Source organism: Pseudomonas yamanorum (assembly GCF_013386765.1).
Lineage (GTDB): Bacteria > Pseudomonadota > Gammaproteobacteria > Pseudomonadales > Pseudomonadaceae > Aquipseudomonas > Aquipseudomonas yamanorum_A.
The window spans coordinates 1-12,236 of record NZ_JACARE010000022.1; the positions used below are offsets into that span (position 1 = coordinate 1).

Annotated in this window: 10 protein-coding genes; 3 read left to right on the forward strand and 7 right to left on the reverse strand. The window is 62.4% G+C overall.

The genetic code is table 11. The annotated features are described in order from the left end of the window. Positions 1-182 precede the first annotated feature (182 nt). A complete protein-coding gene (locus HX875_RS18055) occupies positions 183-1,043 on the reverse strand; it encodes a universal stress protein (protein WP_177044241.1) in 861 nt (286 codons plus the stop codon). A 151-nt stretch (positions 1,044-1,194) separates the two neighbouring features. Here HX875_RS18055 and HX875_RS18060 point away from each other — a divergent pair, with 151 nt between their 5' ends. Beyond that, positions 1,195-1,797: a tRNA-(ms[2]io[6]A)-hydroxylase gene (locus HX875_RS18060; RefSeq protein WP_177044242.1), complete on the forward strand. Its 603-nt coding sequence runs from the start codon at positions 1,195-1,197 to the stop codon at positions 1,795-1,797. Here the strand turns inward: HX875_RS18060 and HX875_RS18065 are convergent. Then, on the reverse strand, positions 1,753-2,952 hold the full coding sequence (locus HX875_RS18065; RefSeq protein ID WP_177044243.1) for an MFS transporter: 1,200 nt from the start codon (positions 2,950-2,952) through the stop codon (positions 1,753-1,755). The two genes, HX875_RS18060 and HX875_RS18065, sit on opposite strands and share 45 nt — an antisense overlap. A 154-nt stretch (positions 2,953-3,106) precedes the next feature. Between HX875_RS18065 and HX875_RS18070 the strand changes: the two genes are divergently transcribed. Then, on the forward strand, positions 3,107-3,814 hold the full coding sequence (locus HX875_RS18070; protein WP_017480435.1) for a winged helix-turn-helix domain-containing protein: 708 nt from the start codon (positions 3,107-3,109) through the stop codon (positions 3,812-3,814). After that, the gene (locus HX875_RS18075) at positions 3,815-5,092 is read left to right on the forward strand and encodes an ATP-binding protein (protein WP_177044244.1); all 1,278 of its coding nucleotides are present in this window, start codon (positions 3,815-3,817) and stop codon (positions 5,090-5,092) included. Between the two features lie 132 nt (positions 5,093-5,224). Here the strand turns inward: HX875_RS18075 and HX875_RS18080 are convergent, their stop codons facing one another. From HX875_RS18080 to HX875_RS18100, 5 genes are all read right to left on the reverse strand, one after another. Beyond that, on the reverse strand, positions 5,225-6,028 hold the full coding sequence (locus tag HX875_RS18080) for a MipA/OmpV family protein (protein WP_177044245.1): 804 nt from the start codon (positions 6,026-6,028) through the stop codon (positions 5,225-5,227). 6 nt (positions 6,029-6,034) lie between these two features. After that, on the reverse strand, positions 6,035-7,858 hold the full coding sequence (locus HX875_RS18085; RefSeq protein ID WP_177044246.1) for a serine hydrolase domain-containing protein: 1,824 nt from the start codon (positions 7,856-7,858) through the stop codon (positions 6,035-6,037). Positions 7,859-8,030: 172 nt separating this feature from the next. Next, positions 8,031-9,044 carry a DUF3829 domain-containing protein gene (locus tag HX875_RS18090; protein ID WP_177044247.1) on the reverse strand — a complete coding sequence of 338 codons (1,014 nt, stop codon included), beginning with the start codon at positions 9,042-9,044 and terminating at the stop codon, positions 8,031-8,033. Beyond that, positions 9,041-10,609, reverse strand: a complete 1,569-nt coding sequence (locus HX875_RS18095; protein WP_177044248.1) for a J domain-containing protein — start codon at positions 10,607-10,609, stop codon at positions 9,041-9,043. The genes HX875_RS18090 and HX875_RS18095 overlap by 4 nt, the downstream gene beginning before the upstream one ends. Positions 10,610-10,792: 183 nt before the next feature. Further along, positions 10,793-12,193 carry a DUF1254 domain-containing protein gene (locus tag HX875_RS18100; RefSeq protein WP_177044249.1) on the reverse strand — a complete coding sequence of 467 codons (1,401 nt, stop codon included), beginning with the start codon at positions 12,191-12,193 and terminating at the stop codon, positions 10,793-10,795. Between the last annotated feature and the right edge of the window lie 43 nt (positions 12,194-12,236).

The window sequence follows — 12,236 nt, forward strand, 5'->3', positions numbered from 1 at the left end:
CGCCCCGTCGCGGCGGCCCGCTTCGTGCTACCGGAGTGAGGGCACACCGAGCATTAGCGAGGTGCCGAGTGGTGGGGCAAGAGCGTTTTGCTTACTTTTGCGCTGTTCAAAAGTGAGCCGCTGTAAGAGCGGAACCAATACTAGCCGTTACCTAAATAACGGATATGCCCCCATACCAGGCATCACCCATTAGCCAGCTCTTCCAAGTGATCCATCAACTCCTGCGGCTTAAGCACCAACACATCACTGTCCACCGCATCCAGCACCACCTCCGCCGTATTCCCGATCAACGCCCCGGAAACCCCCGTACGCGCCACCGTGCCGATAATGGTCACCGCCGCCTGCCACTTATGCGCCGCATGAGGAATCAACACATCCGCCGGCCCTTCCTCGATATGCAGGTGGGTGTCATCAATATCAAACTCCGCCTGAAACGCCTTGCACTGCTCACGGTAGCGCGCCTCGATCGTCTCCTTGAGCTGAAACACCGGATCCGCCGCCGACAGCATCGGCGAAGGATGCGCACTGATCACATGCAACTGCGCCTTGGCCAGGCTGGCGATATCAAACCCGTGATCAATGATCGAATTATGCAGCGCCTGGTGCTCGGCATCGGAATTCCCCACATCGATAGCCGCCAAAATCACCCCGCCAGCCCACGGCTTGGAGGTTTTCACCAACAGAACGGGAGTAGGGCAGTAACGCATCAGCTTCCAGTCGGCAGGCGTCAACAGCGCCTTTTTCAACGGGCTGTCGGCGAAATGCTGCTTGACCACCAACCCACAACCCTCTGCCTGCTGCACGTCGATGATGGTTTCATGCAGGCTGTCATTCCACGCCTGTTCGGTGGTGACGCTGTAGCCATCCTCCTGCAACCCGGCCTTGAGCAGGCTCAACATCGCCGAATGCTCGTGCTTCTTGTCGCACACCAACAGATGCAGGTGCGCCCCTGTCACCCCGGCAATCAGCTTGGCGCGCTTGAGCGCCAGGCTTTCCGAATGCTCGGGCTCGATCACCACCAGGATGCTGCGGATAGCTTGCATGGTCGGGTTCTCCAAAAAAGGGCGGGCGTTGAACAACTATAGTTGCTGCCCGGCACACGTCATGTTGATGCACATCAAGCCCGGTGGCTGGTGGTCTGCGGCGCGGTCGGTATAATCGCGGCCCTTTTGTGAATCTTTGCCCGTGAGCCCGATGAACCTGCCAGAAATCCACGAATTCCTCGGTTGCCGCACCCCCGACGGCTGGGTACGGGCCGCGTTGGCCGACCAGGAAACCCTGCTGATCGACCACAAGAACTGTGAATTCAAGGCCGCCAGCACCGCCTTGAGCCTGATCGCCAAGTACCATTCCCACGTCGACCTGATCAACCTGATGTCGCGCCTGGCCCGGGAAGAGCTGGTGCACCATGAGCAAGTCATGCGCCTGATGAAGAAGCGCAAGATTGAGCTGCGTCAGTTATCCGCCGGCCGTTATGCCTCGGGTTTGCGCAAAGTGGTGCGCAGCCATGAGCCGGTAAAACTGGTGGATACGCTGGTGGTCGGCGCGTTTATCGAAGCCCGCAGTTGCGAGCGTTTCGAAGCGCTGGTGCCGCATTTGGACGAAGAACTCGGCAAGTTCTACTTTGGCCTGTTGAAAAGCGAGGCCCGGCACTTCCAGGGTTACCTGAAACTGGCTTACCAGTACGGCGACGCCAAGGACATTGCCCAGGTCATCGACCGGGTGCGCACCGCCGAGCAGGAGTTGATCGAGTCACCCGACATCGAGTTCCGCTTTCACAGTGGCGTGCCAGCCTGACGCGACCGCTACACCGATCAGCGCGGTGATCCCGGCCAGCAGCAGGATCACCGTCTGCGTCCCCAGCGGCGCCGCCAGCAGTGCAATCAGCAACCCGGCCAATGGCTGCGAGAGGTTGTTGAGCAAGGTCAGCACACCCACCGTCTTGCCAAAATCCTGGACCGGAATCACCCGCTGGCGGGTGCTGCGGATGTACACGTTGAACATCTTGTCGAAACCGGTCACCAGCAGGAAACCCACCGTATAAGCCCATATGTTCGGGCTGATGGCGGTGATCAGCGCGCCCACGGCAATCATCGAATACGACAAGCCGCCCAGCACCTTCAGCGGCAGGGATGCGCGCGCCAGGTAGAACAGGATGGCGATGGTCACCACCGCACCCGCCGCCTGCAGCCCGGCGTAAGTGTCCTTGCCGGCTGCATATTGGCCAATCACCAGCGCCGCCGAGGTGGCGAGGGTGACGCCGATAATCAGGTTTACGCCCACCGCCAGGGCGATGATTTTTTTCAGCTCCGGCAACGCGCGGATATGCCCGAAGGCGATACGCAGCGGCTGCAGCCAGATGTCGTTGTGTTGCTCGAAAGTCTCCAAGTTGACCGTGGTGTTGCGTTGCCAGATGCGCATTGCCAGGTCCGCCAGCAAAAACAGCCCGGCAACCCCCAATACCACCCAGTGCCAGGCCCATACGCCCAGCATCAATGCTGCCACCAGCGGCCCCAGTACCAAGCCGGTCTGGTCGGCGATCTGCGAATAGGACAAGGTCTTGGCATAGCTGTAGTGCTTGAAGATATGCGGCAGCAACACTTCCCGAGCCATGATGCCCTGGGTGGTCAACACCCCGCATAGCGCTGAAAGCATCACGATCCAGTAGATTCCATCGAACATCCCGTACAACAGCACCGCCGCCACACAGGCCAGCGCCCGGTAAACCTGGCTGATATGCAGGATGCGCACGGCAGGATACTTGTCGCACAATGCCCCGCACACCGGGAACGCCAGGTAACGCGGCAGAGATTCGACAAAAAATGCCAGGCCGGCCCAGGACACACTGTTGGTGGTCTGGAACACGATCAACGGCACGATGAACAACAGAATCTGGTCGGCTAGGCGTGACAGGAACAACGAAATGAAGAACGCCAGGTAATCCTTGCGCATACAACTCCCTGTGATGGCGTTAAAGATTGCAGGCTATTTGTTAAAAACTCTTAAAAGCATGAAGCTTCGTCGGCCAATGATGGCCAGCTGCTTTAGTCTGCCTGCTTGCCACCTATAATGCGCACACTTCAATCCGCGCGTGCACTGGAAATTTATGGATAACTTGGGTCTCGGCAAGGTCTTGCTCGTGGAGGACGATCAGAAGCTGGCAGGGCTGATCGCCCATTTCCTGTCCCAGCATGGCTTCGAGGTGCTGGCCGTGCACCGGGGTGACCTGGCGCTGGCGGCCTTCCTGGAGTTCAAGCCCAAGATCGTCGTGCTCGACCTGATGCTGCCGGGCCAGAGCGGCCTGCATGTGTGCCGCGAAATCCGCAACGTGTCCGACACGCCGATCGTGATCCTGACCGCCAAGGAAGACGACCTGGACCACATTCTGGGCCTGGAGTCCGGCGCCGACGACTACGTGATCAAACCGATCAAGCCGCCGGTGCTGCTGGCCCGCCTGCGCGCCCTGCAACGCCGCCAGACCCCGGAACCCACGGTGCGCGGCTCCCTTGAGTTCGGCCGGCTGGCCATCGACCGCAGTTGCCGGGTGGTCAGCCTGGGCGGCGAGAAGATCGACCTCACCACCATGGAATTCGAACTGCTGTGGTTGCTGGCCAGCGCCGCCGGGAAGATCCTCTCCCGTGATGACATCCTCAACCGCATGCGCGGGATCGCCTTCGACGGTCTCAACCGCAGCGTCGACGTGTACATCAGCAAGCTGCGCGGCAAGCTCAATGACAACCCTCGCGAGCCGGTGTGCATCAAGACCATCTGGGGCAAGGGCTACCTGTTCAATCCGTTTGCGTGGGAGGTCTAGATGTTACGGCTGTTTCTGCGTCTGTATATCATCCTGGCCATTGGCTTGGCGGGTGCGATCTGGCTGGTGAACTACACCTTCGATGAGCTGCTGCCGGAGGCCAACGAAACTTACAACCGCGAAGCCTTGCGCGGCCCGGCCTATGGGCTGGTGGAACAGTTGCGGCCGGTGACGGGCGAAGCGCGGGCCGCGCGCCTTGCCGAGTTGCAGCCGCACTATGGGCTGCGGCTGAAGCTGGTACAGCGTGACCAGTTGGCGATGACCGAGCGTGAAAAACAGCTGCTGGCCTCCGGGCAATTGTTGGTGCGCGGGGACTTCATGGAGTTCCTGGTGGACATTGATGGCGGCCCGCAGATGCTCGAAATCAAGCTGCCTGAAGAGCCCAAGTGGCTGTACATGTGGGCGTATGGCTTCCTGGGCCTGTGCCTGGCAATCGTCTTGTATTTCTGGGTACGCCCCCATTGGCGTGACCTGGAGCACATCCGCCTGGCGGCCCAGCGTTTCGGCGACAACGACCTCGGCTCGCGCATCCTGCTGCCGCGCCGTTCCACGGTGCGCGAGCTGGCGGGGCACTTCAACCAGATGGCCGAGCGCATCGAAAGCCTGATCGCCAACCAGCGCGAGTTGACCAACGCGGTCTCCCACGAACTGCGCACGCCGATTGCGCGACTGTCGTTTGAGCTGGACCAGCTCAAGCAACAGGCCGACCTGCGCCAAAGCGGCCCACTGATCGCCGACATGTACGCCGACCTTGGCGAGCTGGAAGAAATGGTCTCCGAACTGTTGACCTACGCCAGCCTGGAACGCGGAGCCACGCAGATCACCCGGGAAAGCATCGAGGCCCACAGCTGGCTCGACAGCGTGATCGGCAGCGTGGCCCTGGAGGCCGAGGCGGAAGGAGTGCAGTTGCTGCTGCGTACCTGTGAAGTCGACTACATCCGCATCGAGCCGCGTTTTATGGCACGGGCGGTGATCAACCTGTTGCGCAACGCGATTCGCTACGCCGACCGGCGCGTGGAGGTGTCGCTGGTGAAGTTTGGTGCCGGCTATGAAGTTCGGGTGAATGACGACGGCCCCGGGGTGCCGGTGGAGGGGCGGTCGAAGATTTTCGAGCCGTTCCTGCGCCTGGATTCCAGCCGCGACCGCCGCACCGGTGGCTTCGGCCTGGGCCTGGCGCTGGTACAGCGGGTGTGCCAGTGGCACGGCGGGCAGGTTGAAGTGCTGGATTCGGAATGGGGCGGGGCGTCGTTCCGGATGACGTGGGCGTATATCGAGTAACGAGCGAGGAACGATGGAGATCAGATGTGGGAGCTGGCTTGCCTGCGATAGCATCACCTGTGTCTCACTGAAAGACCGAGGTGCCTGCATCGCAGGCAAGCCAGCTCCCACATTTTTGATTGGGTTACCCAATTAGAAGGTGTACTCGACCATCCCCATCACCGAGGTCTGCAAGCGTCGCTCCACAATCGGGCTCTGCCCGGCCTTGTCGGCCAGGTACTGCACATCCAGCAAGGTCGAGAACTTGGTGTGCTCGCTGATCGGCAGGCTCCACACCAAATTCATCCCGTTGCTGATATTGCCGCCGCTGGCCTTGTAGGCCTTGAAGCGGCTCTGCGCGGCCTGGCCGGTGGTGACGCCGTACCAGGTCTGCATGTAGTTACTGTCGCCAAAATGGCTGCTGAGGCTGGCGTCCAGCGAACCGTAGTCGCCGTCATACAGGTTGGTGCCCAGGCTCAGTTCCAGGTGGGTGAAGGCCTTGCCCGAATCCTTGTGGTCATCCTCTTCCAGCGCATGTTCCAGGGTCGCGCCGATTATCACCCCGCCCAGGTTATAGCTGCCACTCACGCCCACCTGGGCGCGGCTCTTGATCTCGCCCATGCCCTTGAGCTTCTTCGAGCCCGGGCGCCCGCTTTTGCTTTCGTCCTTGCGTGAGCCGCTGGCGCCGACGTAGGCGCTGAAGCTCGCGCCACCGCCGTCATACCCCCAGCCCAGGCCCTTGTCGGTGTCGAGGAAAATCCCCCATGGGCTGACGATGGCCGCCCCCAGCACCGGCGCGGTCACCCGCTCGTCGCTGCCGCTGTAGCGGCGCAGGTTGGCCACGCCGGCCTTGAGGGTGTATTCCCAATCGTCGGCCAGCAGGGTGTCGGCGCTGGCCAGCAGGCACAGCGACGTCAGGGACAGGCACAGGTGTTTTGAACGCAGGAGGGTCTTCATGTGAGGTCACAGACTCAATGGGTTGTGGGGAGAATCGGTACGTTTGAAGTGGTAGCCGGAGGCGCTCAGGCCGTTGACCTGGCGGCTCACGGTGTCGCCCAGGCCATAGCCGTTGCCGGCAAGCACCGCGTGGGCGTTGTCCACGGGCAGCAGGATGTAGTCGGTGAGGGGCTGGTCGTGCAGTTGGCCGCGGATCACCAGGAAGCCGTTTTCCAGGCGTACGCTGATGCCGCTCAGCGGTGCGTCGGGTTCATGGGTGTTGAGCACCTGATAGGTGCCGATGGTGTCGGCCCAGGCGGTGGTCAATGGCGTCTGTTCGATGCGCTCGCCCACGGGCACGCGCTGGCCGTGGCTGCGGGCGGTGAGCATCTGGCGGCCTTGCACCGTCACTACATCCAGTTGCACGCGGCCCAGTTCGCCCAGGTCCTTGAGCCAGAAGCCGAGGAATTTCTGCTGCGCCCGTAGCCAGCCATGGCCGTCGCGCAACAGTTCGAAGCGGGTGTCGGCCAGCTCGCCATACAGCTTGCCGTTGTCGTCCTTGATGCGGAACACGCCCCAGGCCGTGGCGTAGAAACCGGCCAGGCGCTTGCGGTCGATGGCGGCGGGCACCTGGCGGATCTTCAGGCCGTGGGCGGGCTCCTGGCAGTTGTCGGCACACACCGGGTCGCCGGTCTGGGCCTGAAGCATCAGGCGCAGGGTGTCGGTGGTCAGGGACACCACCATCTCTTCGGCGTTGCTGTCGTTGGCCATCACGATCACGGCCAGTTGCTGGTCCGGGAGCATCGTCAATTGCGCTGCGAAATCATCCCCGCCACCGCTGTGCTGGAAGGTGCGAATGCCGGGGCCGACCGGCTCGTCACCACAGGGCGCGAGAAACCACCCCAGGCCCATCTGGCAGTCGAAGTCCAGGGCGTTGCCGGTGTTTTGCTGGGTGAACATTTCATCGATCGACGGGCTGCCCAGTACCTGTTTGCCTTTATAGAGGCCCCGGGCGAAGAGCATTTGCACGTAGTGGCTGAGGTCTTTGGGGCTGGCCCACAAGCCGGCGGCGGCGAGGTCGCGTACCTGGGCGTCGGGGCTGGCGGTGCCGTCTTCATAACCCCGGGCGCGGAAGCCCGGTTGCGCGCCGGTGCCGATGAAGCTGGACTGGTTCATCTCCAGGGGCTTGAGCAGGCTGCTTTGCAGGCGGGTCTCGAAATCCTGCCCGCTGCTGCGCTCGATGGCGGCGCCGGCCAGGGCGTAGCCAAGGTTGGAATAGGCCACCTGGGTGCCCGGTGGGGTGCTCAGCCATACGCCGGAAACGCGCATCGGCATCTGGCCCATGGCGAAGGTGTTGTTCACGTCCCGCAGGTGTTCGCTGGGCAAGCCGGACTGGTGGCTGAGCAGGCGGCGCAGGGTGATGTCGCGGTCGGCGGCGGCCTGGTCGGAATGAAAGCGCGAGCGTACGTAGAATTCCCGCAGAGTGTCCTGGATTGGCGCGTCGAGGGCCAGGCGCTGTTGCTCCACCAGTTGCAGGGCAGCGGTGGCGGTGAGCAGCTTGGAGAGGGCGCCGGCGCGGAACGCGGTGTTAGGCGTGACCGGCTTGCCCAGGGCCTTGTCGGCAACACCGAACCCGTGGGCCCAGATCAGCTCCTGTCCGTTGACCAGGGCGATGGACACGCCGGCGATGTTTTGCCGGGCCATCTCCACGGGAATGCGTTTTTGCAGGTAGCGGATGATTGCGCTGTAGTCGCCTTTGGGGATGGGCGGCGGGGCGGGCGGTTGGCCGTGGCAGCCGAGGCTGCCCAGCAGGCAACCCAGTAGCGGGATACTGCGCAATGTGCGGAACATGATGAGCACCCGAGGGGTGGTTTGGATGCTCGAATGCTAGGGGCGGGCCGTCCACGGGTCTTTGTGAGCTTTGTCGGAAAAGTGTCAAAGACTGTTAATCGGGGCAGTGGTTGCCTTCAGTTTGGCTTCGAACCTGCCTCAGTCGTACCTCAAGCTTAAAAAGGGCCAGGCCTCAAAAGGTGCTGCGGGCCGGTTTGTTGTAGAAGCTGAGCAACACGTCGTAGCGGTGGGTGACGAGGGCAAAATCGTCACTCAGTTGCTGCGGCGTCCCATGCTCGCGCCAGTGCTGTTGCAGGGTTTGCAAGGCTTGCAGGTAGGCGTCCGCCGCCGGCGTGATGGTGTGCCAGAGATAGTTGGCAAACTCGTCCCGCGGCTTGCCGGGGTGCAGGCGTACATAGTCCTTGCCCTGGGCGCTTGCCTGTTGCACCGCGTCGATCAACGGCGCGAGTGTCTGCGGCGTCAGGGTGGCCAGGTACGCCCCTTGCTCCAACTCGTCCACGGCCGTGCGTGCGGCAATCATGTAGTTGAGCAGCTGCCAATTGATGTCCTGGCCAAAGCGCGCCTGCAGCAGCGCCAGTTGCCCGGGACGCAGGCGCACATCCTCGCGCTCCAGGCGCTTGCGCAGCTCGGTGGAGGCGGCCATATACGCGTCGCCCTTGATGACCATGGCCTGTGCCACCTGGCCTTCTGGTGGTTGAAAGCGCGACTGGCCGTACCGCTGGTAGAAGTCGAACGAGTTGGTCAGCGGCGTGACGTTCTGCAACGCCATCACGTAGCGCCCGGCAGCGTTGATCAACGGGCTGTCGGGTTCCAGGCGCTCAAGCTTGCCGGTGACGCGCTGGGCGCAGATATCGTTTTGCAAGTCGCGGCCCTGGGCTTCGTCGTGATCGCCGTACTCTTTGAGGATCCGGTCCATCTGCACGAGGGAATCGTAAGTCTGCTCGTCGAAGATGGACGGCCTGTACCATTGCTGATGGGTGTAGCCGTAGTAGAAAAGACGCCAGTCCCGGTCGACGCGGTTCATGCAGTCGATGATCGGCGCCAGGGCGCTGGCCTTGGCGGTTTCGGGGCCATCGCGTTTGTCCAGCCACAGTTGCACTTGTGCCACCTGCTTACTGGCGCCGGCCAGGCCGATCAAACCCAGGCCCAATGTCAGGCCGATGGGCACCAACCATTTCGGACTCATCGTTTTGCCTCCTGGCCATACCATTGCGCTTCGGTGGCGGGTGCCTGGCATTCCTGGGCTGTGGCCGGCAGGCGGCTGCACAGGCGTTCGGTCCATTGCTGCAAGCCCTGGTTGCGATTGACCTGATGCCGGGCGTCGAGCATTTTCAATCCGCCATACAGCACCACGCACCCGGCGATGCACAAGGCGATCATGCTGGTCGGCCATTGGCTGTTGCCGGCCGTCCATGGGGTGTAGGTCTTCCGGGTGTGCCGCTTGAGCAGGCCGATGGCCGCCAGTACGAGCAGCAGCACCACGCTGGCTGCCGGGCCGATTTTGTAACCGACCGCCGCCATCATCACCGCGCCCGGCAACAGATCGCGCAGGGGCAGCAGCGGCAAGCGAGTTGGGCTCAACCACATCGGAAGGCGGGCGCCCAGGCGCTCATCCAGCACGCGATACTGGTGAGCCAGTGGGCGCCATACATGCCACCCCACGAACCCGCCCATCACAATGGGGATCGACCACAACAGGCCGACGCCAAGGGTTCGCAGCAGGTTGCCGGCCTGGGAATCGGCATGGATCATGGCGCCCACCATGCAACCCACGACAGTCGCCAGCACCAGTGGCCAACTGTCGAATGTCCGCTCCCAGCCTTGCCAGAAGTAGGGTGTACCGCCGGGCATCGAGGCGGCCACTGTGGGGTGGTCGGCATAGATATCGGCGCTGAGACGTTGGCAGGCGGCCCAGTCGTCTGCGTTCAGGCGTTGGGCGAAGGCGCGGCGCTGGCCCAGGGTCATGGGCGCCAGCAGCAGGCGCGCGGCGCGTTGTTGCGGGGTGCCGGGAGGTTCGGCGGCCAGCTCCCGTTGGCGGGCAATAAACTGCGGACTTTGCTGGCGCCGCAACAATTGCGGCCAATCGCCGGGCGGGCATGCATGATCGCTGCCGCCGTGCCAGCCCTGGCCGGCGCATACGGTTTCAAACACGGTCGGGGACCAGTAGCGGGTGTCCAGCAGCAGCTTGGCCAGCCACGTGTTGAACCACTGCGCATGGGGGGTCTTGTCAATCCAGGGTTCACGCAGGCGCGCCGCATAGGCGGCCAGGAACCCGGCTTCATCCTGCTGTTCCAGAGGCAGGCGCAAGGATTTCTGCAGGGCCGCCTTGCTGTGCATTTCCAGGGCTTCGATCAGCACGCCGGGCAGTTCCAGGCGTTGCCAGGCGCTCAGCCAGTGGAAGGTTTCAAAGGCCCATTGGCGGTCGTCAAGGCTGACATCCTGGGTGTCGACGATGCGTTGCAGCAGGGTGACCTCAAACGCCAGCCCGCTGCCGGTTGCCAGGGCTTGCTGATACTGCTGTTGCAGGGTCTCGGCAGCGACGGTCGTGGGCACGTGCTCCAGCACCGCTGTCTGATCCGGTTCCTGCTGCCATTCGCTCCAGTTCAACGCCTCTTCATAGGCCTCTCGCAGGCGTTGGAAACCCTCGGGATCGTCATCCGGGCGGGTTTTCTTCAGCAGGGCGGCGTATTGGCGTTTGATCGTGCGGGTATCGGCGTCGGAAGGCAGGCCGAGGATGTTCCAGCAACTCATGTGCGGTGCAACTCCATGAACAACGGCATCACCCTCCTGGCGGGTGATGCGATGGCGCGCACATTACCTGTTTGCGGTGAATCTGTCCTCGGTGCAGTGATAGCTATTGGCCAATTTGCCGGCGGAAGCGAGGAGGGGCCGGCGCGTGCAAATCCACCCGCGCCGGCATCAGTTGATAAGAACCTACTTGATCGGTGTCAGCGGGGGCTGTTTCCATTGACCGTTACCCACTTCAGGCTTGGGCAGGTAAATGCGCAACAGGGCGTAGAACGGGCCGGGAGGTGCCGGCAGCCAGTTGCTCTGTTCGGCTTTCGGCGGCTCGTGGTGCGCCACCAGCAGCGTCAGGCCGCCGTCGGCATCAAGCTTGAAGCTGGGCATCATCCCCGAGGTGAGCAGGTAGCGCTTCTTCAGGTTGGGCGTCAGCAGCTTGGTCTTGGCGTTGTACATGGTCAGTGACCAGAAGGCGCCGGCCGGTGGCAACTGGTCCTTGGCGAAGTGCAGGGTGTAGCTGTGACGGGCGCCGTTGGCGGGTTTGCCTTCGCTGTCCACGGAGTAACGCAGGTAGGCGGTTTCATCGCCGGAGTTGCCGAACAGGTGCACGTTGGCGCCGGCGTAGCGGTACAGGTAATTGTTTTGCAGATGGTCGCGGTTGCCGAACAGGTCACCACTGGTTACCTGGTGGGTGTCGATCTTGTCCTTCTTGAAGGCTGCGTACTCGGCCTTGCCGTCGGCGATGCCGTCATCCAAAGCTTTGCGTTGCTCAACGGTCAGTGCCTTGAGGTCGAACGGCTTACCGGCCTCGACGCCAATTTTCGCAAACCGTGCCAGCAGGTCCTTTTCACTGTCCTGTGGCGCGGCGTAGGCCAACATGAAGTTCAGGTAGCGGAACAGGTGCACGCTGTCGCTCATGGTCGGCGTGGGCTTGGGCCAGGCAATTTTCGGCGGCTTGACGGGTTTGGGCTGGTTTACATAGTTGCTCAGGGTCTGGACCTTGTAGCCGCCCTGGATCTGCTTGACCTTGCCCAGGTCCTTCTCATCGAACAATTGCGTGCGGTACAGGGCGTAGGCGATGTTGCTTTCGCTGTACACCACCCGGTCGATATTGGTCGGTTGCTGGCCTTTCCAGCCCGGGCCGGCAACCATGTAGTGGCCACCGTTGTTGCCGGTGCTGCGGGTGCCCAGGTAGCCGAAGTTCTGCGTATAGAGGTCGATCAACTGCACGGCGTAGTAGCGGTTGTCTTCGATCTTCGGCAGGGTCAGCACCACCGGTTCGGCCCGCAGGTCCAGCCAGACAAACGAGTTGGGGGTGTCCGGGTTGGGCGTGGGGATCGCAGTGTCCTTGGGGGTTATCGCCTGCGCGGTGTTACCGATATGGTTGAACGGCGCCTTGAAATTCGGCCCGGTCTTGTCGACGGCCTGGCTGTAGAGGGTCTTGTACATCTCCACCACGGGGAAGCCATACAGGTAGGCTTCCTTGGCGATGGCCCGGGCTTCACTCGGCGTGGCGGTGAAATCGGCCCAGGCGCCGGTGCTCATGAGAATCGAGAGGCTCGCCAACAGCAGGCGCGTCGGTTTTGTCATCATGTTGTTGCGTCCTTCCTAAACTCTGTACCGGGGTTGGGGAGAT

Excerpts from the sequence above, each read along its gene's own strand:
- HX875_RS18055 (WP_177044241.1), bottom strand. The coding sequence starts at position 1,043 with ATGCAAGCTATCCGCAGCATCCTGGTGGTGATCGAGCCCGAGCATTCG.
- HX875_RS18060 (WP_177044242.1), top strand. The coding sequence starts at position 1,195 with ATGAACCTGCCAGAAATCCACGAATTCCTCGGTTGCCGCACCCCCGAC.
- HX875_RS18065 (WP_177044243.1), bottom strand. The coding sequence starts at position 2,952 with ATGCGCAAGGATTACCTGGCGTTCTTCATTTCGTTGTTCCTGTCACGC.
- HX875_RS18070 (WP_017480435.1), top strand. The coding sequence starts at position 3,107 with ATGGATAACTTGGGTCTCGGCAAGGTCTTGCTCGTGGAGGACGATCAG.
- HX875_RS18075 (WP_177044244.1), top strand. The coding sequence starts at position 3,815 with ATGTTACGGCTGTTTCTGCGTCTGTATATCATCCTGGCCATTGGCTTG.
- HX875_RS18080 (WP_177044245.1), bottom strand. The coding sequence starts at position 6,028 with ATGAAGACCCTCCTGCGTTCAAAACACCTGTGCCTGTCCCTGACGTCG.
- HX875_RS18085 (WP_177044246.1), bottom strand. The coding sequence starts at position 7,858 with ATGTTCCGCACATTGCGCAGTATCCCGCTACTGGGTTGCCTGCTGGGC.
- HX875_RS18090 (WP_177044247.1), bottom strand. The coding sequence starts at position 9,044 with ATGAGTCCGAAATGGTTGGTGCCCATCGGCCTGACATTGGGCCTGGGT.
- HX875_RS18095 (WP_177044248.1), bottom strand. The coding sequence starts at position 10,609 with ATGAGTTGCTGGAACATCCTCGGCCTGCCTTCCGACGCCGATACCCGC.
- HX875_RS18100 (WP_177044249.1), bottom strand. The coding sequence starts at position 12,193 with ATGATGACAAAACCGACGCGCCTGCTGTTGGCGAGCCTCTCGATTCTC.